The 24,886-nt window shown below is 59.1% G+C and carries 25 protein-coding genes and 1 pseudogene; 14 read left to right on the top strand and 12 right to left on the bottom strand.

Annotated elements, in window-relative coordinates:
* Window positions 1-17: 17 nt before the first annotated feature.
* Genes ACZ1HM_RS08900 through ACZ1HM_RS08890 form a run of 3 tightly spaced genes read left to right on the top strand, consistent with a single transcriptional unit; the run spans window position 18 to window position 1,699 of the window.
* Window positions 18-626 (top strand): amidohydrolase family protein, encoded by a 609-nt coding sequence (locus ACZ1HM_RS08900; RefSeq protein WP_472742461.1) that lies wholly within the window; start codon window positions 18-20, stop codon window positions 624-626.
* A 1-nt stretch (window position 627) separates the two neighbouring features.
* Window positions 628-1,611, top strand: coding sequence for an amidohydrolase family protein (locus ACZ1HM_RS08895; RefSeq protein ID WP_472742460.1), 984 nt, complete (start codon window positions 628-630; stop codon window positions 1,609-1,611).
* On the top strand, window positions 1,580-1,699 hold the full coding sequence (locus ACZ1HM_RS08890; RefSeq protein ID WP_472742459.1) for a hypothetical protein: 120 nt from the start codon (window positions 1,580-1,582) through the stop codon (window positions 1,697-1,699). The genes ACZ1HM_RS08895 and ACZ1HM_RS08890 overlap by 32 nt, the downstream gene beginning before the upstream one ends.
* Window position 1,700: 1 nt before the next feature.
* On the opposite strand, the gene ACZ1HM_RS08885 is transcribed toward ACZ1HM_RS08890, so the two are convergent.
* The 7 genes and pseudogenes from ACZ1HM_RS08885 to choX all read right to left on the bottom strand — a co-directional run bounded on the left by ACZ1HM_RS08885 (window position 1,701) and on the right by choX (window position 7,214).
* The gene (locus tag ACZ1HM_RS08885) at window positions 1,701-2,093 is read right to left on the bottom strand and encodes a hypothetical protein (RefSeq protein WP_472742458.1); all 393 of its coding nucleotides are present in this window, start codon (window positions 2,091-2,093) and stop codon (window positions 1,701-1,703) included.
* 201 nt (window positions 2,094-2,294) lie between these two features.
* Window positions 2,295-3,080 carry a caspase family protein gene (locus ACZ1HM_RS08880; protein ID WP_472742457.1) on the bottom strand — a complete coding sequence of 262 codons (786 nt, stop codon included), beginning with the start codon at window positions 3,078-3,080 and terminating at the stop codon, window positions 2,295-2,297.
* Window positions 3,070-3,216 (bottom strand): OmpA family protein, encoded by a 147-nt coding sequence (locus tag ACZ1HM_RS08875; protein WP_472742456.1) that lies wholly within the window; start codon window positions 3,214-3,216, stop codon window positions 3,070-3,072. The genes ACZ1HM_RS08880 and ACZ1HM_RS08875 overlap by 11 nt, the downstream gene beginning before the upstream one ends.
* Window positions 3,201-4,145: a YceI family protein gene (locus tag ACZ1HM_RS08870; RefSeq protein ID WP_472742455.1), complete on the bottom strand. Its 945-nt coding sequence runs from the start codon at window positions 4,143-4,145 to the stop codon at window positions 3,201-3,203. Before ACZ1HM_RS08870 ends, ACZ1HM_RS08875 begins: the two co-directional genes overlap by 16 nt.
* Window positions 4,146-4,364: 219 nt before the next feature.
* A pseudogene (choV, locus tag ACZ1HM_RS08865) lies at window positions 4,365-5,380 on the bottom strand (choline ABC transporter ATP-binding protein).
* Window positions 5,377-6,210: a choline ABC transporter permease subunit gene (gene choW / locus ACZ1HM_RS08860; RefSeq protein WP_472742454.1), complete on the bottom strand. Its 834-nt coding sequence runs from the start codon at window positions 6,208-6,210 to the stop codon at window positions 5,377-5,379. Before choW ends, choV begins: the two are co-directional and overlap by 4 nt.
* An 80-nt stretch (window positions 6,211-6,290) precedes the next feature.
* Window positions 6,291-7,214, bottom strand: coding sequence for a choline ABC transporter substrate-binding protein (choX, locus tag ACZ1HM_RS08855; RefSeq protein WP_472742453.1), 924 nt, complete (start codon window positions 7,212-7,214; stop codon window positions 6,291-6,293).
* A 204-nt stretch (window positions 7,215-7,418) separates the two neighbouring features.
* Between choX and fnrL the strand changes: the two genes are divergently transcribed.
* Window positions 7,419-8,165: a transcriptional regulator FnrL gene (gene fnrL / locus ACZ1HM_RS08850; protein WP_472742452.1), complete on the top strand. Its 747-nt coding sequence runs from the start codon at window positions 7,419-7,421 to the stop codon at window positions 8,163-8,165.
* 346 nt (window positions 8,166-8,511) lie between these two features.
* Here fnrL and ACZ1HM_RS08845 read toward each other — a convergent pair whose 3' ends face one another.
* Window positions 8,512-9,351 carry a universal stress protein gene (locus ACZ1HM_RS08845; RefSeq protein WP_472742451.1) on the bottom strand — a complete coding sequence of 280 codons (840 nt, stop codon included), beginning with the start codon at window positions 9,349-9,351 and terminating at the stop codon, window positions 8,512-8,514.
* Between the two features lie 213 nt (window positions 9,352-9,564).
* Between ACZ1HM_RS08845 and ccoN the strand changes: the two genes are divergently transcribed.
* The 10 genes from ccoN (at window position 9,565) to ACZ1HM_RS08795 (ending at window position 20,556) form a co-directional block, all read left to right on the top strand.
* A complete protein-coding gene (gene ccoN / locus ACZ1HM_RS08840; protein ID WP_472742450.1) occupies window positions 9,565-11,166 on the top strand; it encodes a cytochrome-c oxidase, cbb3-type subunit I in 1,602 nt (533 codons plus the stop codon).
* A gap of 11 nt (window positions 11,167-11,177) precedes the next feature.
* Window positions 11,178-11,936: a cytochrome-c oxidase, cbb3-type subunit II gene (gene ccoO / locus ACZ1HM_RS08835; RefSeq protein WP_472742449.1), complete on the top strand. Its 759-nt coding sequence runs from the start codon at window positions 11,178-11,180 to the stop codon at window positions 11,934-11,936.
* Window positions 11,937-11,949: 13 nt separating this feature from the next.
* Window positions 11,950-12,153, top strand: a complete 204-nt coding sequence (locus ACZ1HM_RS08830; RefSeq protein WP_472742448.1) for a cbb3-type cytochrome c oxidase subunit 3 — start codon at window positions 11,950-11,952, stop codon at window positions 12,151-12,153.
* Window positions 12,150-13,037 carry a cytochrome-c oxidase, cbb3-type subunit III gene (gene ccoP, locus ACZ1HM_RS08825; RefSeq protein WP_472742447.1) on the top strand — a complete coding sequence of 296 codons (888 nt, stop codon included), beginning with the start codon at window positions 12,150-12,152 and terminating at the stop codon, window positions 13,035-13,037. The genes ACZ1HM_RS08830 and ccoP overlap by 4 nt, the downstream gene beginning before the upstream one ends.
* Before the next feature lie 263 nt (window positions 13,038-13,300).
* Window positions 13,301-14,707 (top strand): cytochrome c oxidase accessory protein CcoG, encoded by a 1,407-nt coding sequence (gene ccoG, locus ACZ1HM_RS08820; protein WP_472742446.1) that lies wholly within the window; start codon window positions 13,301-13,303, stop codon window positions 14,705-14,707.
* Window positions 14,707-15,171 (top strand): FixH family protein, encoded by a 465-nt coding sequence (locus ACZ1HM_RS08815; RefSeq protein ID WP_472742445.1) that lies wholly within the window; start codon window positions 14,707-14,709, stop codon window positions 15,169-15,171. Before ccoG ends, ACZ1HM_RS08815 begins: the two co-directional genes overlap by 1 nt.
* Window positions 15,168-17,354 carry a heavy metal translocating P-type ATPase gene (locus ACZ1HM_RS08810; protein WP_472742444.1) on the top strand — a complete coding sequence of 729 codons (2,187 nt, stop codon included), beginning with the start codon at window positions 15,168-15,170 and terminating at the stop codon, window positions 17,352-17,354. Before ACZ1HM_RS08815 ends, ACZ1HM_RS08810 begins: the two co-directional genes overlap by 4 nt.
* Complete coding sequence (gene ccoS, locus ACZ1HM_RS08805) at window positions 17,351-17,539, top strand: cbb3-type cytochrome oxidase assembly protein CcoS (RefSeq protein WP_472742443.1); 189 nt, start codon at window positions 17,351-17,353, stop codon at window positions 17,537-17,539. The genes ACZ1HM_RS08810 and ccoS overlap by 4 nt, the downstream gene beginning before the upstream one ends.
* A 7-nt stretch (window positions 17,540-17,546) precedes the next feature.
* The gene (gene hemN, locus ACZ1HM_RS08800; RefSeq protein WP_472744587.1) at window positions 17,547-18,899 is read left to right on the top strand and encodes an oxygen-independent coproporphyrinogen III oxidase; all 1,353 of its coding nucleotides are present in this window, start codon (window positions 17,547-17,549) and stop codon (window positions 18,897-18,899) included.
* Between the two features lie 61 nt (window positions 18,900-18,960).
* Window positions 18,961-20,556, top strand: a complete 1,596-nt coding sequence (locus ACZ1HM_RS08795; RefSeq protein ID WP_472744586.1) for a gamma-glutamyltransferase family protein — start codon at window positions 18,961-18,963, stop codon at window positions 20,554-20,556.
* 80 nt (window positions 20,557-20,636) lie between these two features.
* Here the strand turns inward: ACZ1HM_RS08795 and hpaH are convergent, their stop codons facing one another.
* Genes hpaH through hpaE form a run of 4 tightly spaced genes read right to left on the bottom strand, consistent with a single transcriptional unit; the run spans window position 20,637 to window position 24,785 of the window.
* A complete protein-coding gene (gene hpaH, locus ACZ1HM_RS08790; RefSeq protein WP_472742442.1) occupies window positions 20,637-21,437 on the bottom strand; it encodes a 2-oxo-hept-4-ene-1,7-dioate hydratase in 801 nt (266 codons plus the stop codon).
* A complete protein-coding gene (locus ACZ1HM_RS08785; RefSeq protein WP_472742441.1) occupies window positions 21,434-22,294 on the bottom strand; it encodes a fumarylacetoacetate hydrolase family protein in 861 nt (286 codons plus the stop codon). Before ACZ1HM_RS08785 ends, hpaH begins: the two co-directional genes overlap by 4 nt.
* Window positions 22,291-23,274: a 3,4-dihydroxyphenylacetate 2,3-dioxygenase gene (gene hpaD / locus ACZ1HM_RS08780; protein ID WP_472742440.1), complete on the bottom strand. Its 984-nt coding sequence runs from the start codon at window positions 23,272-23,274 to the stop codon at window positions 22,291-22,293. The genes ACZ1HM_RS08785 and hpaD overlap by 4 nt, the downstream gene beginning before the upstream one ends.
* Window positions 23,274-24,785, bottom strand: a complete 1,512-nt coding sequence (gene hpaE / locus ACZ1HM_RS08775; RefSeq protein ID WP_472742439.1) for a 5-carboxymethyl-2-hydroxymuconate semialdehyde dehydrogenase — start codon at window positions 24,783-24,785, stop codon at window positions 23,274-23,276. Before hpaE ends, hpaD begins: the two co-directional genes overlap by 1 nt.
* Window positions 24,786-24,886: the final 101 nt, after the last annotated feature.

The following is a 24,886-nucleotide window of genomic DNA, read 5'->3' as shown; positions in this document are numbered from 1 at the left end:
CCGCAAACGGAACCGCCATGGCCGCTGATATCATCATCCACAACGCCCGCATCACCACATTCGATCCCGCACAGCCGAAAGCTGAGGCGCTGGCCATATCCGGGCGACACATTCTGGCCGTGGGCAGCGATCAAGACATGCAAAAGCACGCCGGATCAAAGACCCGGCACATTGATGCGCACCACGCCACCGTGTTGCCGGGGTTTATTGACAGCCACGTCCACCTGTTTGTGGGTGCTGTCGAAATGGACTGTCTGAGCTTGTACGGTGTCAGCGGCCTTGAGGCGATGAAGGCCGCGATCCGTCCTTATGCAGATGCCAACCCAGAGGACGCGATGGTTTTCTGCATCATGGCTGATTACGATATTCTGGGCGCGGGCACGCCTTTGACCCGTCATGCGCTGGATGCGATCCTGCCGGACAGGCCGCTGGCCATGTTCGCCGCCGATCATCACACCATCTGGGCAAATACGCCCGCGCTGAAGGCTGCGGGACTGCTGCAGGGCGGCAAGGTGGATGCCGGATCAGAGATCGTGATGGGCCCCGATGGCCTGGCGGATGGCACCCTGCTAGAGCACTGGGGCCTATGGGCCTGTTCTGGCGCTCACCCGGCACGGGGGGCGTGAGATGTTGGGGCTGACCACGGGCAAAGACCCTGAGCCGCTGGTGAGCGCATCCGCGCGCCAAAAGGACAAAGACGTCATCGCCCGCGGCTTGGCCCATTGCGCGGCCCAAGGTATCACCGGATTGCATCTGATGGATGGCAACACCTATCAGTTGGAGCTGCTGTCAGAACTTGAGGCCGAAGGCCGCCTGCCCTGCCGCTGTGATGTACCGTTTCATATGAAGGGCACCGACCCGCTCAGCCGCATTGCGGACGAAGCACCGCAGATGCGGGCGCTTTATCAAGGCGACAAGCTGCGCTGCACGCATGCGAAGATGTTCATTGATGGCGTTGTTGAAAGCGGCACCGCGCTGATGTTGGAGCCCTACCCCGGTGCGTTGGGGGCCAATGGAAATGCAGGCGAAGAGGTCTTTACCCAAGACCACTTTGTCGCGTCCTGCAAAGAAGCCGACCGCTTGGACTTTCAAATCGCTGTGCATGCCATCGGGGATGCGGGCGTGCGGCGCACGATTGATGCCTTTGCTGCCGCACAGGCCGCGAACGGGGCCCGCGACAGCCGCCACCGCATTGAACATGTTGAAGTGATCCACCCCAGCGACATCCCCCGCATGGCCGCTTTGGGGATCGTCGCATCGCTCCAGCCCGGGCATTCACCGGCGGGGCATATTTTCCCCACCGAAAGCGTCAGCAAGTATCTGCACCCCCATCAAATCCCACAGACCTATGCCACACAGACCCTGCGCGATGCGGGCATACCGATTGTCTTTTCCACCGATTGGCCGGTGATGCCGGTGGATGTGATGCCCAACATCAAAGCCGCGATTGCGCCGCTGGATCTGGGCCCCGACTGGCCCGATCAAACGCAAACGCTGGAGGATACGCTCAAAAGCTATACCCACGACAACGCACTGGGTCGGATTTCGCGAAGACACCTTGGGCACCTTAAAGCCCGGCATGTTGGCCGATGTGGTTGTCATGAGCCATGATCTGCACGCCCTTCCCCCAGATCAGATTGACGCGGCGCAGGCTGTCGTGACGATCTGCGATGGGCAGGTCACCCATGATATCACTTGAGCTATTTGCAGCCGCCCTCAGCCCAGGACCGCACGTTCGCTTTGAAGACGCCGCCAAAAGGGTGCGGCTTGCTAAGCGCCCGGTTTTGGGGATCGTTCAAATAGGTCACCCCCTGATCGCATAGGGCTTCGGGGGTCCATTGATGGCAGGCGGCGCAGTCTTGCTCTTTCCACAACGTCTCTGGCAGCCCTTCGATGGGCGGAAAGTCTGGGAAGGCTTTTACCAGCTCAGCGATGCTTTTGCCTTCTAGGGTTTCGCCACCGTTGGTAAACGGCATGGTCCAGGTCAGTTCAGGCCCCATCGCAACGCCCGCAGCCCGAGACGTGGTGGCGGCGGCAACGACCGTGTCATCGCCTGATTGCCCGGCAGCGCGGCGCGCTTTTTCTGCAATCACGCTTAGCTCAAACGCGGCGTATTCGGCGTAGACCCCTTGCGGGAAACGGTCGAGATAGGCACTGGAAATCCTGCGCAGAACCGCTGGCCTGCGCGGCCGCGATCATCTGCTCTTGCGTTGCTGTTGTGTTTTGGGCGGGCGCGGATGGCGTCGTTGCATCTTCCGACAGGGTAAGCCCTGCATTAAAGACAAAGTTCGACGTCAGCGACGATGTATCCCAGGGCGTTTGCTGGCCCCCGTCTCTTCCAGCACCTTGATGCGCACGTTCTTGAAAACCTGTTCAATCGGCAGACCGGATGCCGGAATTTCGCGCGCCAGTGCTTTGGTAAAGGGGCTGTTACCATCGGTGCCATCCAGCGCCACCGCACCTGGCGCAGTGGAGTATGACAGGAACGTGCCAGTGGGCGCGCGCATTTCAGCCAGACCGTTGTCGATCATATCTGGAATGGTCGCGAAAGGATTGTTCCGGCACGCATCAAAGATCACGATGTTGGTTTGGTTCCGGGCTGAGAACATCTGCTGCAAAACCGCCTGAGCATTTACCGCCACCAGGCTGAGGTCTGCGGCATCGGTCAGGCTGGCATCCACTGGTAGCAGGTAGTTGTTGCCAAATGACTGCACCGCGTGACCTGCATAATAGAAAAGCCCCGTTGCATCCCTGCCCGCGTCGCGCAGATCACGCCCAAAACTGGCGATGGCGCGGTTCAGCTGGATCTGATCCGCGTCCATGATCAGCGTCACCTCAAAACCTTGCTGGCTGAGCGTGCGGGCCATCAACTCAGCATCTGAGACGGGATTGTCCAACGGCTCAAGCGCGCCGTAGCTGGCGTTGCCAACGATCAGCGCGACCCGAGGGCCAGAAGTGTCGGCAGCCACTTGCGTCGACATCAGCAAAATGCCCCATGCCATAACCGCCCAGAGGGCAGAGATGCCCCGTGCAACCACCGATTTGCGCATTTTCAACCCAAGCACCATGTCAGTTGCCAATCACCTTAAATTCAATCCGGCGGTTTTTGATGCGGCCTTCTTCGGTGTCATTTGTGGCAATGGGCGTGCTTTCCCCATAGCCTTTGCTGACCACGGCAGCCGCCTCTACGCCTTTCCCAATCAGATACCTGCGCACAGAGCCTGCCCGCAATTCGGACAGGCGCTGGTTTGCCCGTCTGTTCCAACTGAATCGGTATGTCCACCAACCTCAACCACCATATTCGGGCAACGGGCAAAGATGTTGGCAAGCGCGTTCAACAGCGGCTCACTTTTGCTGTCCAGGCGGGAACTGCCGGAATTAAAATAGATATTCCCGGTGCGCGACAGAATTTCAAAGCGCCCCTTGCACGCCTCCCGGTCAAAATCGCCCGCGTCCTCCAATGCGACGGAGGCGGCGTTGCCCGTGGCGGTTTGGGACGGGGCTGTTTGGGCGGTCGTGCTGTTGCGGGCAAAGACAAAGTCAAAGGACACGATCCCGGCTGGCACGATCTCAACATTGGCGGCGTCTTGAAGTTTGCCCAAACCTTCCATCAGGTTGAAATCCTCCACGGAAAGCGCGATGGGCGCTGTGCTGGAAACGGACACCAGATCAGGTGTCATTAGCGTGATGGCAACATCTGCGCTTAGCGATTTGCGGACCCCGTGCAGATCCAAGGTATAGCTCAGCGGCAGCGTTTTGCGCCGCACGTCGGTCAGATCCTGCAGCAGCGCGGCGTCAAGCTGCGTGGTGATGGTGGCCTGAGGGTGGTTGAAGGTTTCAAAAAACAAGAACCGCATCCGCACGTTGCGCAGGTCAATTTGCGTATCGACTGAGTCCAAAAGCACTCGGACTTGCGTTGCACCACTGCTTGATATGTTGCCTTCAAGGGCGGCAAAACTGCTGGCCTCAACGATGCTTTGTTGTTTGACCGATTGGAAATTCAGGCGCGACATTTCAGGCTGCAGGGTCCAGCCGCTGGCAAAGGGATCTTGCGCATGCACCGTCTGCGCGCCCCCTACGAGGACCGCGAGGCTGATCAGGCAAAGCCATGCACGCCAGAATGGAACCGTCCCAAAGACTTTCATCGCATTTCCCCTGTGTTGCCTATCGGAACAGCCACGCGTCAAAATGGGACGCACGGGCAGTCACGGGGAAAGTGTTGCATGCCAGGCCTCTGCCAAACAAGTTTAATCAGGGAGATTGGCGGACAGGCCAACGCGACGCATAATCAGCAACCCATTGGAAAGCCTGAATGCGGGCAAGGCGGCGCTTCGCCGCCTCAGCCCAAAAGCTGCCCGCGCCGCCTAAGAGTTCAGCCGTTGCACAATGCTTTGAGCGGTCACGGTGCCCAAGGTTTTCTCACCCTCAACCACGGCAAGCTCTTGTGGCCCATCGCTCAGCTTTTCAATCAACTCCGCCACGGGCATTTCCGCAGGCACCGACCCATCTGCCCCGCCGGCACTGTCCTGCATCACATCGCGTGCGGTCAGAACCCCAAGCGGGTTCATGTTCGCGACGAAATCCGCGACATAGTCTGACGCGGGGTTCGAGAAAATCTCACGCGGGGTGCCAAGCTGGACAATGCGCCCGCCTTCCATGATGGCGATACGCCCCCCAGCTTGAACGCTTCATCCAGATCGTGGCTGACGAAGATGATGGTGCGCTTCAGCTCTCTTTGCAGATCAAGCAGCTCATCCTGCAACCGGGTGCGAATGAGCGGATCAAGGGCCGAGAACGGCTCATCCATCAGCAAAATGGGGGCCTCAGTCACAAAGGCGCGCGCAAGGCCCACGCGCTGCTGCATGCCACCTGACAGCTCACCGACTTTGCGGTCCGCCCAATCCGCCAGCCCGACAAGGGCCAGCTGCCGGTCCGCGCGTTCCAGACGCTCTTTTTTGGGCACGTCAGACAACTCAAGGGCGAGTGCGACGTTGTCCCGGACCGTGCGCCAGGGCAGCAGGCCGAACTGCTGAAACACCATCGACACGCATTCACGGCGCACCTTTCGCAGATCAGCGTCGTTGCAGGTCTGCACATTGGCGCTCCAATTGCCGTCGTGGACGTCAACATGGCCTCGCACCACGGGGTTCAGGCCGTTCACGGCGCGCAAAAGGGTCGACTTGCCAGAGCCCGACAGCCCCATCAGCACCAGGATTTCACCCTGAGCCACATCTAGCGAACAGTTGTGGACCCCCAGCACCTGACCGGTGGCAGCCTCAATTTCAGCGCGCGATTGGCCGTCGTCCATCAAAGGCAAAGCGTTTTGCGGTTTGTCACCAAAAACGATGGAGACGTTGTTGAAGGAAACAGCCTTGGTCATTTCTCACCCACCCGCAACATCCGGTCGAGCATGATGGCCACGACCACGATGATCAATCCGCTTTCAAAGCCAAGCCCAGTGTTCACCTGGTTCAACGCTCGTACCACCGGCACCCCAAGGCCGTCCGCACCCACCAGTGCCGCAATCACCACCATGGAGAGCGACAACATGATGGTCTGGTTCAGCCCGGTCATGATTTGCGGCAGCGCATAGGGCAGCTCAATTTTCCACAATGTCTGGCTGGGTTTGGCACCAAAGGCCTGCGCGGCTTCCAAAAGCGCCTTGGGTGTCGAAGATATCCCCAGTTGCGTCAGGCGAATGGGGGCGGGCAACACGAAAATGACCGTGGCGATCAGCCCCGGCACCATGCCAATGCCGAAAAACACAATGGCCGGGATCAGGTAGACGAAGGTCGGCAAGGTCTGCATCAAATCCAGCACCGGTCGCATGGCCCGGTAAAGCCGTGGCCTGTGTGCCGCAGCGATACCTATGGGCACACCGATCCCCATACACACCACGCAAGCCGACAGCACCAGCGTCAGGCTTTCAGTGGTTTCTTCCCAATAATCCTGGTTGAGGATGAACAAAAAGCCCACGACGACAAATGCCACCGTCTTCCAATTGCGCTGGATCAGATAAGTGAGCGCTGCAAACAGGGCCACGATGATCAGCGGAGGCGGCGTTTGCAGCACCCACAGGATGGCGTCAATCAGTTGTTCCATCACCAATGCCAGCCCGTCAAAGAACCAGCCGCCGTTGATTTGCAGCCAGTCAAAGGCGGTCTCGGCGATGTCGTCGATGGGGATCTTGTTTTCAGTGAGAAAATCCATGTGGTGGTCCTGATATCGTGAGCCCAATAAAAAGATGCCCGCTTATGGAGGAGCGGGCATCTTTGCGTCTTAGTGGTGTCTTATTCCATTGCGGCCTTGGCGGCGGCCATCGCGTCACCACCATCTTTGGTGGTCACCCCAGCAAGCCAGCCGTCAAGAACACCGGCGTTGGCCTTGATCCAGGCGGCTGCCGCCTCTTCGGGGTCTTGCCCGTCATCCAGGATTGCGCCCATGATCTCGTTTTCCATCGCCAGCGAAAACTCCATGTTTTGCAGCAACTTGCCAACGTTTGGGCATTCCTCAACATAGCCCGCGCGGGTGTTGGTGAATACGGTCGCACCGCCCAGGTCCGGGCCAAAGAAATCATCGCCACCTTCCAGGTAGGTCAGCTCAAAATTGGCGTTCATGGGATGGGGCTCCCAGCCGAGGAAGACGATAGGATCGCCCTTGCGGGTTGCGCGCTGGACCTGTGCCAGCATGCCCTGCTCAGAGGATTCGACCACCTCAAAGCCCTCAAGATCAAAAGCGTTGTCATCAATCATGCTTTGGATCAGACGGTTGCCGTCGTTGCCTGGCTCAATCCCGAAGATCTTGCCGTCCAGCGCATCTGATTGCGCGGCGATGGCCCCAAAGGATGTGATGCCCAGATCCGCAGCAGCTTTGTTCACCGCGAGGGTGTATTTCGCCCCTTGCAGGTTTGCGCGCACGGTATCGACGGTGCCAGCCTCACGGTAGGGGGCGATATCGGCCTCCATCGTTGGCATCCAGTTGCCCAAGAAGACGTCAATGTCGCCAGCGGCCATTGAGGTATAGGTTACAGGCACAGACAAGATCTTGGTCTCTGTGTCATAGCCCAGCGCGTCCAGCACGATGCTTGCAGCGGCGGTGGTGGCGGTGATATCTGTCCAGCCAACGTCAGAGAACGTGACCTTGTCACAGCCAGCGGCTGCCACAGACGTGCCAACGGTCAGCAAAAGCGCCGTTGATGCCAGCAATTTTTTCATGAAAGTAACTCCCTGAGTTTTTATTGATTGATGGGCCAATAAAAAACCATGGGGGCAAGCATTGCAACTGTCTTTAGGGCCAAAGCTGCATTTTCATGCAAGTGCGGCCTTTCCAAAACCTCAAATCGTGCTAGCGCGCGTTGATTTCACCCTGTCTGCCGTATAGCTTTAGATCAGCCAACAAACGAATACATGAGCCAATTAATGACACAGCTGCGCAACAGCACTGAATTTATTGCCTGTGCTGACTGCAACATCCGCAACCGCGCCGTTTGCGCCACCTGCGATGCGGATGAACTGCGGGCCTTGGAAGACATTAAGTTCTACCGCAGCTTTGAAGCGGGCCAGCAAATCATGTTTGAGGGCGATGAGATGCATTTTGTTGCCTCGGTTGTCACAGGAGCGGCAAAGTTGTCGCGCACCCTGCCCGACGGGCGTTTGCAGATGTTGGGGCTGCTGCTGCCATCTGACTTTATCGGACGCCCCGGGCGCAGCACGGTGGCCTATGACGTTGAAGCCATCCAAGGCGTGACACTGTGCTGTTTCCGTCGCAAACCTTTCGAAGACATGGTCAACCGCACCCCCCATCTGGGCCAACGTTTGTTGGCGATGTCGCTGGATGAGCTGGACGTGGCGCGGGAATGGATGATGTTGCTGGGCCGCAAGACAGCGCGCGAAAAAATCGCCTGTTTGCTGTCCTTGATCGGAAGGCGCACTGCCGCTTTGCATCTGCAACCCTTGTCGGATGGGCTGTCGTTTGAGATGCCGATGTCACGTGAGGCGATGGGTGAATATCTGGGCCTGACCATCGAAACCGTCAGCCGCCAGATGACGTCGTTGCGCAAAGACGGGATCATTTCGCTTGATGGATCCAGAACGGTCACCATCCCGGATCTTGCCGACCTGATGGCAGAGACCGGGGATGATACTGACGGTGGCTTGTTGTTCTGACGGGCTTGGGCCACAGGGCCATTTTGACCTTTAACGTCAGGCCGATGCAGTCGCTAACTGCATGTAATAGCGCACCTTCGCCTTAGGGTCAGGACCCATTCATCTCGCGCCAATGGCGTCAAAACCGCGAAGTTTCAGTGGTTTGAGACATGTCCGCGCCGAACGGGTTCATTGCAAATGGCTCACGCCGCTGAAAGGAAGCGGTTTTGTCGTCCTTCGGATTTGACGGATTGTCCTCGCGCGCTGCGTTACATCTGCTTGAAATTCAACCAGAGTTCCCGCGCAGATGTCCCTTTCACTAGAGAAATCTGTCAAACCAGTGGTGCGAGATGAATGGGTCCTGACCCTAATGCGCCATCAACACCGGTATCTTTGCGTGCTCCAACATATCGCGGGTGGCACCCCCGAATATCGCCTGGCGCAAGCGGGAATGCCCGTAAGCGCCCATTACGATCATCTCACAGCCCAGCTCAACCGCGCGCCGCTCCAATGTGGCGGAAATGCTGGTGTCGTCCTTATTGCAGACTGAGACCTGTGACCGGATCCCATGACGCGATAGGAATTCCGCAAAAGCACCGCCCGGATCAGACCGGTCAGGGGCATCTCGTGGCGGCTCCACCATGACGACATGCACATAAGAGCCCAGCGCCAGCAGCGACAGCGATTGCCGCGCGGCACGCAAGGCTGGTGTGCTTTGATCCCAGGCAATCATGATCTTGCTCGGAGGGGCTGCCATCTCGGCTCCTTCTGGCAACAACAAGAGCGGACAGTCGCTGTCAAAAAGGATCGCCTCGGCCAGCACTTTTGTCTGATCACGCAGATGTGGTGCCGCCATGCTTTGATGCACCACCAGATCGCTGAACCGCGTGTGGCGGACGATCTCGGCTGACATCTCTGCCCCGTTCACCGTGGTGGCATCCATGTTCCAGCGCACGTCTTCTTTTTTCAGCTGCGCGCTGGCCAGCGCGACCAGCTCTTTTACCAGCGCTATGCTTTCTGCCATGCCGGCACCCGAGGGCACAGCATCCAGTACCGTTGGGGCAACGCCGGCCTGGTTTATGCCAACGACCAACCCCAGAACGTGCAAATGCGCATCAAGCGCCCGCGCAATGGCGCAAGCGGCGGCCAGTTGTGTTTCAACCTGATCTGTGTCCGTCAGGATGGTGGTAACAGTATTGATCGCCATCACAGGCTCCCTTGTTCAACGGGGACGCACGCCGCCCCCTCGTTGTCCTCCAAACTGTCAAACCGGGTCAATGCCGTCTTTGACGTGACCCAAACAGAAACCTGCCCCCTCTTGATGCAGATCAAAGACCCCGTGCAGCCGCTTTGAAAAAAGAGGGGCATAGCGAACAGGCACGGCCCCTGACGTGGGCCGGGTGAAAGAAGGGACAGAAATATGGCTGATTACTTCAAGCTCATTCTGCTGGGCCTGATCACCATCCTTGCGGCACTGGCCGCAAGCTGGGGTCGAGATCTGGCATATCAGGTGCATGCCATCCTGATCATGGTCATCTCTGCGGGGATGTTCATTTGGGTGCTGCGCAACACAGATGAGCCGCCAAAGGCAATGGTGGATGCAAACGGATATATGGACGATGTTGTCCGCGCCGGGGTCATCGCAACAGCCTTTTGGGGCATCGTCGGGTTCTTGGCGGGGGTTTATATCGCCTTCCAGCTGGCCTTTCCGGCGCTGAACCTGGAATGGGCACAACCCTATGCGAACTTTGGACGTCTGCGTCCCATACACACCTCAGCGGTGATTTTCGCGTTTGGGGGCAATGCCCTTTTGATGTCGTCCTTCTACATCGTGCAGCGCACCTGCGGCACCCGGCTTTGGGGCGGCAACCTGCGCTGGTTTGTGTTCTGGGGCTATCAGCTTTTCATCGTACTGGCGGCCAGCGGCTATCTGCTCGGCTCAACCCAGTCCAAAGAATACGCAGAGCCTGAATGGTACATCGATATCTGGCTGACCATCGTCTGGGTGGCCTTCCTGGTGATCTACATGGGCACGCTGATCAAGCGCAAAGAAAAGCACATCTACGTCGCCAACTGGTTCTTACTGAGCTTCATCATCACAGTGGCGATGCTGCATCTGGTCAACAACCTGTCCCTGCCGGTCAGTCTTTTGGGCTCCAAATCAGTGCAGGTCTTCTCAGGTGTGCAAGATGCGATGACGCAATGGTGGTACGGCCACAACGCGGTGGGCTTTTTCCTGACCGCCGGTTTCTTAGGCATGATGTACTATTTCGTACCCAAGCAGGCCGAACGCCCGGTCTTTAGCTACAAGCTGTCGATCATTCACTTCTGGGCGCTGATCTTTCTCTATATCTGGGCGGGTCCACACCACCTGCATTACACCGCACTCCCTGACTGGGCGTCCACGCTTGGGATGGTGTTCTCCATCATCCTGTGGATGCCCAGCTGGGGTGGGATGATCAACGGTCTGATGACCCTCAATGGGGCCTGGGACAAGCTGCGCACGGATCCGATCATTCGGATGATGGTGATCAGCCTGGCCTTCTACGGGATGTCCACCTTTGAGGGGCCGATGATGTCGATCCGCGCGGTCAACTCTCTGAGCCACTATACCGACTGGACCATTGGGCACGTGCACTCTGGCGTGTTGGGATGGAACGGGATGATCACCTTTGCGGCGCTCTATTTCCTGACGCCCAAACTGTGGGGGCGCGCGCAGATGTATTCCATGTCAGCGATCAACTGGCACTTCTGGCTCGCGACCATCGGCATCGTCCTTTACGCGGCGTCCATGTGGGTCACCGGAATCATGGAAGGCCTGATGTGGCGTGAGGTGGATGCGCAAGGTTTCCTCGTGAACTCCTTTGCCGACACCGTGGCCGCGAAATTCCCAATGTACATCGTGCGCGGTCTGGGTGGGGTCATGTACCTCGCGGGGGCTCTGCTGATGTGCTGGAACCTCTGGATGACCATTCGCGGCGGCGCACGTGTGACCGCGCCCGTCGGTGTCCCAGCTGAGTGAGGATCAAGCAGATGACTGATACACCTAACCCACAACCGCAAAAGGGCTTTCTGGCCAAACACGCGCTGATTGAGCGGTCTGCGACCTTGCTGATGGTTCTGTCCCTTTTTGTGGTGACCATCGGCGGCATCGTCGAAATCGCGCCGCTCTTTTATCTGGAAAACACGATCGAGGAAGTCGATGGCATGCGCCCCTACACCCCTTTGGAGCTGGCGGGACGGGACGTCTATATCCGAGAAGGATGCTATGTCTGTCACAGCCAGATGATCCGGCCCATGCGTGACGAAGTTGACCGGTATGGTCACTATTCGCTGGCTGCGGAAAGCATGTATGACCACCCCCACCAATGGGGATCAAAACGCACCGGGCCAGACATGGCGCGGGTGGGCGGACGGTATTCGGACGCCTGGCATGTTGATCACCTGGTGAATCCACAGTCGGTCGTGCCGGAATCCATCATGCCAAAGTATGCCTTCCTGGCCGACACGCGCATTGAGGCAGAGCATATTGAGGATCTGGTGCGCACGCACCGTATCGTTGGCGTGCCCTACACCGATGACATGGTTGAGAATGCCGCGGCAGACTTTCTGGCCCAGGCCGACCCGGACAGCGACTTTGACGGTTTGCTTGAGCGCTACGGCGAGGCTGTGAATGTGCGCAACTTTGACGGCCAGCCCGCGCTGACCGAGATGGATGCGCTGGTGGCCTATCTGCAAATGCTGGGCACTTTGGTTGATTTCTCGACCTTCACCCCAGACGCAAGCCGGTAAGGAGGCACACGGTATGGAAACCTATTCCTGGATGCGGGCCTTTGCAGACAGCTGGATGCTTTTGGCGATGACCCTGTTCTTTCTTGGCACCATCGTCTGGGCCTTCCGGCCCGGCAGCAAGAGCATTCACCGCGACATCGCAAACATCCCCCTGCGCAACGAAACGCTGCCCCGCGAAGGGCAAAGCGATGAGACCAAGATCGGAGGCGCATCATGAGCAATCCAAATGCACAAAAACCTGTCGATGAGCTGACAGGCACTGAGACCACAGGACATACCTGGGACGGCATCGAAGAGCTGAACAACCCCCTGCCCCGCTGGTGGCTGTGGTGCTTCTATATCACGATCGTCTGGGGCATCGGTTATACGATCGCCTTTCCGGCCTGGCCATTGATTTCAGGGGCCACCGCTGGGGTGCTGGGCTATTCCACCCGCGGCGAAGTGGCCCAAGACATTGCAGCCGCCCGTGCCGCAAACGCCGATCTTGAGGTGCAATTGGCAAGTGCTGACCTGAGCACGCTGGCAGAAAACCAAGAGCTTTACCGCTATGCGGTATCTTCGGGTGCTGCGGTTTTTCGCACCAATTGCTCTCAGTGCCACGGCTCTGGCGCGGCTGGGGCAAAGGGCTATCCCAACTTGCTTGATGACGACTGGCTTTGGGGCGGCACCTATGAAGACATCGCCTATACCATCCGCCACGGCATTCGAAATGAAGCCGATGACGATGCGCGATACTCCGAAATGCCGGCCTATGGCACGTTCATGGAGAAAGATGAGATCGCGGGCCTGGTGGAATACGTGCGCAGCTTGTCCGGGCTGGAATACGATGCCGCCCTGGCTGAGGCTGCCTCTGAGGCGTTTGCCGACAATTGCGCGGCTTGTCACGGCGATGCAGGCATGGGCGACCGCAGCCAGGGTGCGCCGAACCTGACAGATGCGATTTGGCTTTACGGCGGGGACCGCGCCAGCCTGACAGACACCATCACCAACGCCCGCTTTGGCGTGATGCCACCCTGGGGCCCGCCGCGCATGACAGAAGCGCAGGTGCAGGCGGTTGCCACCTATGTGCACCAATTGGGCGGTGGTGAGACTGAGAACTAAGAGAACGGCAGGTGGTTCTGTTCGCACCAATCCCGCCTGCTGTTTGGGGTGCTTCCTTAGGGGAGCACCCCTGCTTTTTTATGAAAGCCGCCAGGGCGATTGACCCAGATCAAAGCAGGCACAGCCCCCGCGCGGCATATCTGAGGTGCGAACAGAAACAGGATCCAAGCGATGTCTGATGCCCCCCTTCCCTTTACGCGGCCCGCGAGCCAATTTTTCCGCGCCGGGTCAGCGGGTTTTTCCGCCGGTTCAAGTGGTGGATCATGATCGTGACCTTAGGCATTTACTATGTCACGCCCTGGATCCGCTGGGATCGCGGCCCCAATATGCCCGATCAGGCGGTACTGGCCGATCTGGCGCACCGGCGGTTCTTTTTCTTCTGGATTGAGATCTGGCCGCACGAATTTTACTTCGTCGCTGGCCTGTTGATCATGGCCGGGCTTGGGCTGTTTCTGTTTACCTCTGCGCTGGGGCGCGTCTGGTGTGGCTACGCCTGTCCGCAAACGGTCTGGACCGATCTGTTCTTGCTGGTCGAGCGGCGCGTTGAGGGGGACCGCAATGCGCAAATCCGGCTACACCGCTCTAACTGGACGATGCAAAAGCTGCGGCTTCGGGTCACGAAGTGGCTGATCTGGCTGGCTATTTCTGTCGCAACTGGCGGGGCTTGGGTGTTCTATTTCACCGATGCGCCCACACTGGCCGTTGATCTGGTGAATTTCGCGGCCCCCTCCGTGGCCTATGTCTCCATCGCGATCCTGACGGCGACCACCTTCATCTTCGGGGGGTTCATGCGCGAACAGGTCTGCATCTATATGTGCCCCTGGCCGCGCATCCAGGCTGCGATGATGGACGAAGGCACGCTAACAGTTGGCTACCGCGAATGGCGGGGGGAGCCACGGGGCAAACACCGCAAAGGGGCCAAGGCCGCAGCTGAGACCCGCATTGCCACGGCCTATGCCGAAACCACGGACCTGCCAGAGCTGGATCAGGGCCACGGCGATTGCATTGACTGTATGGCCTGCGTGAACGTCTGCCCCATGGGCATCGACATCCGCGACGGCCAGCAGATGGAATGTATCACCTGTGCGCTGTGCATTGATGCCTGTGATGAGATCATGGGCAAATTGGGCAAGCCGCGTGGGCTGATTGATTATCTGGCGCTGGAAGATGTGCCGCCGCCTGCTGATGCGCCCGAACGCGCTGGCTGGAAACCGCGGCCCCTATGGCAGCATGTGCTGAAGCCGCGCACCATCCTTTATACCATTCTATGGTCTGCCATCGGTGTGGGCATGACCATCGCCTTGTTCGTGCGCACAGACATTGAGCTGACAGTCTCGCCCGTGCGCAACCCACAGTTTGTGGTGCAAAGCGATGGATCGATCCGAAACATCTATGACGTCCGGCTGCGTAACAAATCCGGCGATGACAGGTTGTTCCACCTGTCCCTGACATCGGATGAAACGCTGCGGATCGGGCTGGAAGGCACCGCTGAGCTAAGCGTGACAGTGCCCGCCAACCAGACCTTGCTGCAGCGCGTCTACGTCACGGCCCGCCCCATCGATACGGCAGCCAAACAAGAGCGCACAGACCTGCGGTTTTGGGTCGAGGACCTGACAACCAACACGCGCACCAGCAGCGCCACCATCTTTAACGGACAAGGAGAGCTTTGATGAAACGCACACTTACCGGCTGGCATGTCCTGGCCATCTTTGGCGGTTGTTTCAGCGTGATCATTGCCGTGAACCTGACCCTTGCCTTTCAGGCGGTCTCCACCTTTCCCGGCCTCGTAACCAAGAATTCATATGTCGCGTCGCAGAAGTTTGAAACGGACCGGGCAGCACAAGACGGGCTTGGCTGGACGCTGGAGACTGCCCTCCTTGCCGATGAGCTGTCATTGCGCATCACCGCAGCTGACGGCACACCGGTTCAGCCCGCCTCTGTCAAAGCAACGCTGGGCCGGGCGACCCATGTGGCCGATGATCTGATCCCGGCCTTTGTCTGGACTGGTGAGCACTTTGTCGCGCAGACGCCGGTTGCCCCCGGATATTGGACGCTGTGGTTGGAGATGACCGCAGAGGACGGCACCGCCTTTCGCCGCCGCATTCCCCTGACCGCAGAAGAACACGCGTCATGACCCTGGCCGAAACCCCGCAAAACGCGGCCTGCCCCGGTTGCCTTGCCCTGCCTTCGACAGGTCCTCAAGCCTCAAACGCGGTGGGTGAGACGTTGCAGCTGTCCTTGCCCGGCATTCATTGTGCCGCCTGCATCGCAGCGGTTGAGCGTGGGCTTTTGGCGCGCGATGACGTTTATGATGCGCGGGTCAATCTGAACCGCAAACAAGTGCGGCTGACCCACGCACCCCTGACCACCCCCGAAGCCATCATTGATCATCTGCGGTGTCTGGGGTTTGAGGCGCGGTTGCTGGACCAAACTCTGTTGGGCCAGGTCGAAGACCGCACAGGCCGCACGCTGCTGTTGCGGATCGCGATTGCGGGCTTTGCGATGATGAACGTAATGCTGATGTCGGTCGCGGTCTGGTCTGGCGCAGACGATGCCACGCGGACCCTGTTTCACTGGCTTTCAGCGGCCATTTCCCTGCCCGCGGTGCTTTACGCCGCACAGCCGTTTTTCCAAAAGGCCTGGCAAGCGCTGCGCGTGGGGCGGCTGAACATGGATGTGCCGATTTCGCTGGCCTTGATCCTGGCCTCTGGCATGTCGCTTTATGAAACGGCGGCGGGGGGGCATACCGCCTATTTTGACGCCGCCCTATCGCTGACTTTCTTTCTGCTTTGTGGTCGGTATCTGGATCACCGCTGCCGCAGCTCTGCAAGGTCTGCCGCGCAAGAACTTGCCGCCCTTGAGGTGCCCCGCGTCCAGCGGCTGACCCCAACGGGGCGCGAAACGGTTGATCTGGTTGATGTAGTGGTCGGCGATCACCTGCTGGTTCTGCCCGGTGCACGGATGCCGGTGGACGGGCATGTGGTGGAAGGCACCAGCACGTTAGACCGCGCCTTGCTCACCGGTGAAAGCCTGCCTGTATCCGCGTCGGCGGGCACCGCGATCAGCGCAGGGGAGGTCAATCTTTCCAGCCCCCTCACCATTGAGGCCACCGCCGTAGGCGCGCAGAGCAGCCTGCGCCGCATGGTCACCATGATCGACGCGGCAGAATCCGCACGCAACACCTACACCGCGCTCGCGGACAGGGCCGCACAGGTTTACGCGCCCGTTGTCCACCTTTTGGCCTTTGCGGCCTTTGTGGGTTGGTATCTTGGTGCAGGGGACGCCCGGTTGGCGCTGAACATCGCGATTGCGACCTTGATCATCACCTGCCCCTGCGCGCTGGGTCTGGCCGTGCCTGCCGTCTCAACAGCCGCTGCGAGCACGCTTTTTCGCGCGGGCTTTCTTGTCAAAAACGGCACTGCGATGGAGCGGGTGGCCGAAACAGATGTGGTTGTCTTTGACAAAACCGGCACGCTGACAGACGGCCAGTTGGAAGTCGCAGCCCGCGAACAGCTATCGGAGGTGGAACAAGGCATCGCCCTGGCGCTGGCGCAAAGTTCAACGCATCCCGTCTCACGCGCGCTGGCTTTGGGTCTGGCGGGTGCCAAGCCGCAAAGGCTTGACGATGTGGTCGAACACCCCGGCCAGGGACTGAGCGCGGATTGGCAGGGCACAAGCGTTCTATTGGGATCTGCCGCTTTCACCGGTGCGCCGCCCAGTGATGCGCCTGGCGCTTGGCTTAAGATCGGCGATGCCCCGGCGCGCCCCCTGACCCTAACCGCCAACTTGCGCGACGGCGCGCTTAAGATGGCACAGACACTGGCGTCTGAGGGGGTGGAAATGCACCTGATCTCAGGCGACACACCTGCCGCGACACGTGCCGTTGCCGACACGCTTGGCATTCCGGTCTGGCATGCGGAACAAAGCCCAACCGATAAAATCGCCTACCTCAAACAGCTGGCAGAAGGCGGGCGCAAAGTGTTGATGGTGGGGGACGGCCTGAATGATACCGGCGCGCTGGCCAGCGCCTATGCCTCTGTCGCACCGGCGTCCGCGGCGGATGCGGCGCGCTCGGCCTCGGATGTGGTTGTGCTGGGCAAAAGCCTTGCATCCCTGCCGGGCCTCATCACCACCTCCAGACAGGCCAAGCGGCGGATTCTGGAGAACTTTGCGATTGCGGCAGGCTACAACGCGCTGGTGATCCCGCTGGCGGTGGCGGGCTATGTCACGCCCCTTTTGGCGGCCATCGCGATGTCCACGTCTTCTATCACGGTGCTGCTGAATGCCCTGCGCCTGTCAAGAAAGGGGTTGTCATGAACGTTCTGGCCCTCCTGATCCCAGTGTCCTTGTGCCTTGGCGGGCTTGGCCTTTTGGCCTTTTTGTGGAGCCTGCGGGCCGATCAATATGAAGACCTCGACGGTGCAGCCTGGCGCATCTTGCTGGACGATGATGCAGCTGCGGTTGATCAGGATCAAAGACAGGACCGGCGCGAAGATGGATGATCAGGCTATGTTGAGTTTTGACACCCTCAAGGCCCGTGGCCTTTTTGATGAACGCCTGCCGCGCTACACCAGCTATCCCCCGGCACCCGCCTTTCACGACGGTATTGGGGATGAGTTTCAGGCCAAGGCGTTGCAAGCGCTTGATCCCGCCAGGCCCATATCGCTTTATCTGCACATCCCGTTTTGTGAACGGCTTTGTTGGTTCTGTGCTTGTCGGACCCAAGGCGTGCGCAGCCTGGCCCCGGTTCAGCACTACATTGAAACGCTGGAGGCCGAACTGGCGCTTGTCGCGCAGCAGCTTCAGGCCAAGCCCCGGATCAAACACATGCACTGGGGCGGCGGCACGCCCACGATTCTACCGCCCGCGCTGATCGCCAGACTGGGTGCAGCGCTGCAAGACACCTTTGCCTTCGATGACGACACCGAGTTTTCCGTTGAGATTGACCCGACACTGGTGGACGCCAACAAGATCGCCGCGTTGCGCGCGCTTGGTATGAGCCGCGCCAGCATCGGCGTGCAGGACTTTGCCGAAGTTGTGCAGTCTTGCATCGGACGCATCCAGACGTTTGAACAAACACAAAGCGTGGTTGAGATGCTGCGCGCGGCGGGCGTTGGATCACTGAACATCGACCTTGTCTATGGCCTGCCCTTCCAGTCGCTGAGCGGCTTTGGAAAGACCCTTGATCAGATTTGCCAGCTGGACCCGGACCGCATTGCGCTTTTTGGCTATGCGCATGTGCCCCATATGGCCAACAGGCAGCGCCTGATCCCGGAGGCTGCGTTGCCCAATGACCGCGCCCGCTTTGCCTTGTTCAACCGCGCCACCGATCAGCTTGGCGCACACGGGCTGGTGCCCATCGGCATCGACCATTTCGCAAAACCCACCGACAGCATGGCGATTGCCGCATCAGACGGCAGTCTGCGTCGCAATTTTCAGGGTTACACCGTGGATGGGTGCGAAACGCTTTTGGGGCTGGGGGCCTCTTCGATATCTAAATTTGCTGAAGGTTTCGTGCAGAACGCCGCACAAACCGGGCCCTATTCTAAACGCATCCGGGACGGGCATCTGGCCGGTGCGCGGGGCTATGCCTTATGCCCGGACGATAGGTTGCGCAGCCGGATCATTGAGATGCTGATGTGCGATTATGCCATCAACTTCAATGAGTTGGCGCTGAGTTCTGAGGAAGAGGTTCAAATCGAACCGGCCCTTCAAGCCCTGCGCGATGAATGCGCGGGCCTCTTTACTGAAACGCAAGGCAAGCTGGTCTTGTCTCCACAAGCGCGGCCTTTGGTGCGCAGACTGGCGCATTTCTTTGACACGTTCACATTGCAAAATGTCGGGTTCTCGCGCGTGTCCTAAGGGCTTGTCCTAGGACTTGATGGCGATAGATGTGGCAGACGTCCAACCGCTTGAGGTCCATTTGCAACTAAGCGCCCATCATCCCTATCCGTCCCACCGTTCAGCCGTTTTGGCAGACAACGTCGTGGCCACCTCACAACCCTTGGCCGCGCAAGCAGGCATTGAGATTTTGGCGAAAGGGGGGAACGCGGTTGACGCGGCCTTGGCCACGGCCATTGCCCTGACCGTGTTGGAGCCGACCGGTAACGGCATCGGCTCTGACGCTTTTGCCATTGTCTGGGACGGCCAGCGTTTGCACGGCCTGAACGCATCTGGCCGCTCCCCCAGCGCGTGGAATGCCGCGCGTTTTGCCGGGCAGGCCAGCATCCCCTATCGGGGCTGGGAAAGCGTGACAGTGCCCGGTGCGGTGTCAGGATGGGTCGCGCTGTCTGAGGCCTTTGGCACGCTGCCGTTTGAACAGGTGTTTGAACCGGCCGTGCGGTATGCCGAGCGGGGCTTCCCCGTCTCGCCGATTATCGCCGCTCTTTGGGCGCGTGCGGGACAAGAGCTGAAGACACAGCCGGGCTTTGCGGATTGCTTTATGCCTGGGGGCCAAACCCCTGCTGCGGGGACATATTTTTCCAGCCCCGATCATGCCCGAACGCTGATTGAGATCGCTGAAAGCAAAGGGCGCGCCTTTTACGAAGGCCGTCTGGCCAACCAGATCGCTGATTTTGCAAAGAGCCATGGCGCTGCGCTGACGGCTGAGGATTTGGCCGCGCATCAGCCAGACTGGTGCGGCACGATTTCGCGCCGTTTTGATGATGTCACCCTGCATGAGATACCGCCAAACGGGCAAGGCATCGCGGCATTAATGGCCTTGGGGATGCTGGAGCATACGGACATCCGAGAACACGGCCCCGATGATCCACAGGCCCTGCATTTGCAAATCGAAGCCATGAAACTTGCGCTGCGCGATGCAGAGGCCTTTGTCGCCGAACCGCAAGCCATGCGTAAGGTGACGGTGGAGGATCTGCTTGATGATGGGTATCTCGCCCGCAGAGCGGCCTTGATCAACCGCGACACCGCGCAAGACATTGAACCCGGTGCGCCCAAAAGCGGCGGAACCGTTTATCTGAGCACGGCAGATGCCAACGGCATGATGGTGTCCTTTATACAATCGAACTATGCGGGGTTTGGATCAGGCGTGGTGGTGCCGGGCACTGGCATTGCCTTGCAGAACCGCGGCGCGGGGTTCTCGCTTGATCCTGCGCATCAGAACTTTGTCGGCCCCTCAAAACGCCCGTTTCATACCATCATCCCCGGCTTTCTGATGGGGCCTGACGGCCCAAGGATGAGCTTTGGCGTCATGGGCGGGCCGATGCAGGCGCAAGGGCATGTTCAGATGGTTTTGCGCACTCAGATTTGGGGGCAAGACGTGCAAGTTGCCGCAGATGCCCCCCGTTGGCGGGTGACAGAAGGGCTTGGCGTGGCCTGTGAGACGACATGGCCCGAGGCCACCTTGGACGCCTTGAAAGCACGGGGGCATCAGATTGCGTTGGAGGCCCCGGACAACGCCTTTGGCTTTGGTGGCGCGCAGCTGATCCACCGTTTGGGGCCACGCGGCTATGCCGCAGCATCTGACCCCCGCAAGGACGGTGCCGCCATCGGGTTCTAACGCCGCGCTTTGAGGGGCCGCTGTCATCTTTAACCTCGGGTCAGAATATGGTCCCTGCCCCCTTCAACAGTGCGCCCCGTTCAGGCGAAGGAGATCGCCACCTCTCCGAAAGCCCCGAAATCTGCGTGGATATGACTGCCCGGCGGGCATTCGATTGGCCTGATAAAGCTGCCGGACAAGATTACCTGCCCCGGCTCAATGCTTTGACCGTACTGCGCCATGCGCCGGGCCAGCCATACCACGCTTTCCACTGGATCATTCAACACGCCCGCGCCCAGGCCGGTTTCCTCAACCTCATCTTGACGCGACGTGATGGCCCCAACCCAGCGCAAATCAAAGGCGTCCACGGTGTGCCGTTCGGCCCCAAGAACAACGCCTGCATTTGCGGCATTGTCGCTGATCGTGTCAAAGACGTTCCGGGTCTGACCGGTGTCAGGATCGGCCCGCAGGATGCGCGTATCAAGGATTTCAATGGAGGGGGCGACAAACTCCGTCGCGGCGATCACATCTTCGCGGCTGACCTCATGCCCGCCAATCGCGGATTTCATGACAAAGGCAATCTCAGCCTCAATGCGCGGCTGGATAAAGCGGCCTTTGGGCACATGGGCACCAGTGTCAAACCGCATGTCATCAAACAAAATGCCGCTGTCTGGAATGTCGATGCCCAAAGCGTTCTGCATCGCTTTGGAGGTCAGACCGATCTTCCAGCCGATCACATGGCGGCCCGCATCAAGTTTTGCCCGGTAAAGCGCATTTTGAATGGCATAGGCGTCATCCATCGTCATTTCGGGGTGACGCCGTGACAAAAGACCAATTTGGGTGCCAGAGGTTTCGGCCTCCAACAAATCCGCGGCGGCCTTGGCGTGCTCTTGTGGGGTCATTGCGCTTCGTCCTCTACGGTGTTGCGCAGGGTGCCGATGCCTTCGACGCTGACCTCAACCACGTCACCGGGTTTTAGAAACCGTGGCGGATCAAAGCGCGCGCCAGCCCCCGTGGGTGTGCCTGTCACAATGATATCGCCTGGCTGCAGGGTCATGAAGGTGGAGATATAGGCCACCTCTTGCCGCACCGGGAACATCATCCGCGACAGCACATCATCTTGGCGCAACTCTCCGTTGACATGGGTGGTCAGCCGCGCGGCATCCAGTTGGGCGGGGTCCGTGAAAGGCACCAGCCATGGCCCCATCGCACCAGAACAATCCCAGTTCTTGCCTTGCGTGACGTTGAACTTGGCGTGGCGCACCCAATCGCGGATCGTCCCTTCGTTGCACAAGGTCAGCGCCGCGATGTGGTCATAGGCGTCCTGAGGTTCAATGCGCCGACCCGCCTTGCCAATCACAATGGCGACCTCGCCTTCGTAATCCAGCATATGGCTTTCGGGTGGGCGGATCAGGGGCCGATCATGGCCGGTAAACCCGCTGGCAAAGCGCGGGAACAGCGACATGTATTCGGGCTGGGCGCTGCCGTCTTTATATTCGGCGTTTCGGTCAGGGAAATTCACCCCAACACATAAGATACGCCGTGCGTTGGGCAGGACCATTTCATACTGGACGTCGCGGTGCGTCACCTCAGCCCCGGCCGCCGCTTGGCCCAATTCATCCAACCCCCCGGCCTGCACCGCGTCCAGCAAGCTGGGCCATTGTGGAAACACCGGATCAAGCGCGATCATCCCGCCTTGGGTGACGGCACCGTAATGCATCTGCCCTGCGGCGCTGTAGGTTGCGAAACGATGGGTCATGGCGCGATGATCGGGCTGGCGGCAAGATCTGATGCGCGCGGCTCTTGGCCCACGAAAGGGGAGCCGTGTTCAAACCAGCTTTGGGGCGCGGGTGCCCCCCAAAGCGTCTGACGCTGGGGATCCTTCAGATCCCATTTGATCGGCTCCAGGTCGGGATCGACAGTTTGATAATCCGAGCAATAGATCTCAATCCGGTGCCCGTCAGGATCGAGGATGTACAAAAAGAAAGCATTCGAAATCCCATGCCGCCCCGGCCCACGTTCGATGTTGGACACAAAGCCCGTTGTTGCCATCAAATCCAGCAGATCAATGATGTTCAGCGGCGTTGGCACCCAGAAGGCCACGTGATGCATCCGGGGGCCGGTGCCGTTGGTAAAGGCCATGTCATGCACCCCGCCCTTGCGGTGCAGCCAGGCCGCCCAAAGCCGCTTGCTGTCTTCGTCTTCGGTGTATTCGGTCACGCGAAAGCCAAAGTCGCTGTAGAAGGCGACAGAAGCGTCCACATCTGGGGAGAAGCAGTTGAAATGATCAATCCGAAGCGGTTTGACCCCACGGTAGAGCGCATATTGCTGGTGGATCGGCGGCAAGCGATCCATCTTGTGGTAAAACTCCAGCGGAATGCCGGTGTTGTCTGAGGTCAGCAGGGTGCGGCCTTGATAGGGGCGCTCAACCCATTCTGTGCCCCTGCCCTTGGCTTCAAAATAGATCTTTGCCTTGTCCAGATCTGCCTCATCAAAGGTTTTGAACCCCATCACTTCAACGGTGCCGGGCGCATCTGATTTTTGCAGCACCACACAGTGATGCCCTCGCTCTTCCATGGCGCGCAGGTAGACATGGCTGTCACTTTCGTCGGTCACCTGAAGCCCAAGAATTTCGGTATAGAAGTGTTTGGAGGCCGCCAAATCCGCCACATTGAGGCAGACATGGCTAAGCCGGATGGTATTGAAATCAGGATAGAGGTTCGGCGCAGGCACAGGCATCAGAGCGCTCCTAACTTGGTGATTTTGTGACTGCCGGTGGCAAAACCGATGTGTTTTTGTTCCATGTAGAATTCAAATGACCAATCCCCGCCATCGCGCCCGATCCCACTGGCTTTGACGCCGCCGAAGGGTGTGGGCAGATGGCGGACGTTCTCTGAGTTCACCCAGATCATGCCCGCTTCCAATTTATCCGTAAACCGCAAGGCGCGGGTCAGATCGTTGGTCCAGACATAGCCGGTCAGGCCGTATGGAATGTCATTGGCCATTTGCAGTGCCTGCTCTTCCGTCTCAAATGGGATGGAGGTTAGGACGGGACCAAAAATCTCTTCCTGGGCGATCCGCATCTGGTTGGTGGCACCGGTAAAGAGCGTTGGTTGCACGAAAAAGCCCGCATCACCCGTAGCCTTGCCACCTGCCGCGATCGTGGCACCGTCTTCGCGCGCGATGTCAAAATAGCCCGTCACCTTGTCAAAGTGTTCTTGGGTCACCAGCGGCCCAATCTCTGAGGCCGGATCCAGAGGGTGGCCCACCTTGATGGCGTTGACCCTTTCGATCAACCGTGCCTCAAACGCGTCCCGAATGCTTTCCTGCACCAAAAGACGGGAAGAGGACGTGCAACGCTCACCGTTGATCGAATAGATCATAAAGATCACCGCATCCAAGGCCCGCTCAAGATCCGCGTCCTCAAAGACAATCACAGGGTTCTTGCCGCCCAGTTCCAGGTGGTTCCGCTTAAGCGTATCAGCCCCCTGTTTGGTGATCATGCTTCCGGTTTTGCTTTCACCAACAAAGGCAATGGCGCGGATCAAGGGATGTTCGCACAGCGCTTTTCCCGCTTCCTCACCATAGCCATTCACCATGTTCAACACACCCGGCGGCAGGCCTGCTTCCTCTGCGATCTCAATCAACAGCCGCGCGGTCAGCGGTGAGGCTTCTGCAGGTTTGTGCACCACCGTGCATCCCGCAGCCAGCGCTGGCGCGATCTTCCAGGTGGACAGCATGAAGGGCGTGTTCCAGGGCGTAATCACGCCCACCGGGCCAATAGGCACGCGGGTTGTGATGTTCATCAAAGTTGGGGATTTCAGATGTTGCCCATCGCGGGCCTGTACGACTTGATCGGCAAAATAGCGAAAGTTCTCCGCGCCGCGCAGGGCGGCCTTTGACATGAACTTGTAGGTCTGGCCGGTGTCCCAACATTCGCAAAGCGCGATTTCTTCTGCGCGCGCCTCAATCCCTTCAGCCACTTTGATCAGGATCTTGCGCCGCTCAGTTGCGGGCAGGTCGCGCCAAGCTGGGAAAGCATCCGCTGCGGCCTGCGCGGCCTGGTCTATGTCGCTTGCCCCGCCTTTGGCCACCGCGCAAATCCCGCGCGCATCCACGGGTGAGACTGTTTCAAACGTGCCCAGGGATCCTGCCACATCGGCCCCCGCGATACGGTTCTTGATCCCTGCGGTTTGAAAGCGGGTTAGGAAACCGCCAAGTTTTTCAATGTTTTCGTCAAGTTTGTTCATGCTGCCCCCCCGGTTGACCGTTGCAAAAGCGGTTTGTACCACTCACGATCCATCAGCCATTTTAATTGCGATGTTAATTAAATCAACCTTGCATTGTCAAG

It is taken from the genome of Sulfitobacter sp. GN1-4, from assembly GCF_055693825.1.
The sequence above is the reverse complement of the archived record's forward strand: the minus strand, read 5'-3'. Positions and strand labels throughout refer to the sequence as shown.

Excerpts from the sequence above, each read along its gene's own strand:
- hpaE (WP_472742439.1), bottom strand. The coding sequence starts at position 24,785 with ATGAACAAACTTGACGAAAACATTGAAAAACTTGGCGGTTTCCTAACC.
- ccoP (WP_472742447.1), top strand. The coding sequence starts at position 12,150 with ATGAGCAATCCAAATGCACAAAAACCTGTCGATGAGCTGACAGGCACT.
- ACZ1HM_RS08815 (WP_472742445.1), top strand. The coding sequence starts at position 14,707 with ATGAAACGCACACTTACCGGCTGGCATGTCCTGGCCATCTTTGGCGGT.
- ACZ1HM_RS08845 (WP_472742451.1), bottom strand. The coding sequence starts at position 9,351 with ATGGCGATCAATACTGTTACCACCATCCTGACGGACACAGATCAGGTT.
- ACZ1HM_RS08900 (WP_472742461.1), top strand. The coding sequence starts at position 18 with ATGGCCGCTGATATCATCATCCACAACGCCCGCATCACCACATTCGAT.
- ccoO (WP_472742449.1), top strand. The coding sequence starts at position 11,178 with ATGACTGATACACCTAACCCACAACCGCAAAAGGGCTTTCTGGCCAAA.
- ACZ1HM_RS08895 (WP_472742460.1), top strand. The coding sequence starts at position 628 with ATGTTGGGGCTGACCACGGGCAAAGACCCTGAGCCGCTGGTGAGCGCA.
- hpaD (WP_472742440.1), bottom strand. The coding sequence starts at position 23,274 with ATGCCTGTGCCTGCGCCGAACCTCTATCCTGATTTCAATACCATCCGG.
- ACZ1HM_RS08785 (WP_472742441.1), bottom strand. The coding sequence starts at position 22,294 with ATGACCCATCGTTTCGCAACCTACAGCGCCGCAGGGCAGATGCATTAC.
- fnrL (WP_472742452.1), top strand. The coding sequence starts at position 7,419 with ATGACACAGCTGCGCAACAGCACTGAATTTATTGCCTGTGCTGACTGC.
- ACZ1HM_RS08870 (WP_472742455.1), bottom strand. The coding sequence starts at position 4,145 with ATGAAAGTCTTTGGGACGGTTCCATTCTGGCGTGCATGGCTTTGCCTG.
- ACZ1HM_RS08830 (WP_472742448.1), top strand. The coding sequence starts at position 11,950 with ATGGAAACCTATTCCTGGATGCGGGCCTTTGCAGACAGCTGGATGCTT.
- hemN (WP_472744587.1), top strand. The coding sequence starts at position 17,547 with ATGTTGAGTTTTGACACCCTCAAGGCCCGTGGCCTTTTTGATGAACGC.
- ccoS (WP_472742443.1), top strand. The coding sequence starts at position 17,351 with ATGAACGTTCTGGCCCTCCTGATCCCAGTGTCCTTGTGCCTTGGCGGG.
- choX (WP_472742453.1), bottom strand. The coding sequence starts at position 7,214 with ATGAAAAAATTGCTGGCATCAACGGCGCTTTTGCTGACCGTTGGCACG.
- ACZ1HM_RS08890 (WP_472742459.1), top strand. The coding sequence starts at position 1,580 with ATGTTGGCCGATGTGGTTGTCATGAGCCATGATCTGCACGCCCTTCCC.
- choW (WP_472742454.1), bottom strand. The coding sequence starts at position 6,210 with ATGGATTTTCTCACTGAAAACAAGATCCCCATCGACGACATCGCCGAG.
- ccoN (WP_472742450.1), top strand. The coding sequence starts at position 9,565 with ATGGCTGATTACTTCAAGCTCATTCTGCTGGGCCTGATCACCATCCTT.
- ccoG (WP_472742446.1), top strand. The coding sequence starts at position 13,301 with ATGATCGTGACCTTAGGCATTTACTATGTCACGCCCTGGATCCGCTGG.
- ACZ1HM_RS08810 (WP_472742444.1), top strand. The coding sequence starts at position 15,168 with ATGACCCTGGCCGAAACCCCGCAAAACGCGGCCTGCCCCGGTTGCCTT.
- hpaH (WP_472742442.1), bottom strand. The coding sequence starts at position 21,437 with ATGACCCCACAAGAGCACGCCAAGGCCGCCGCGGATTTGTTGGAGGCC.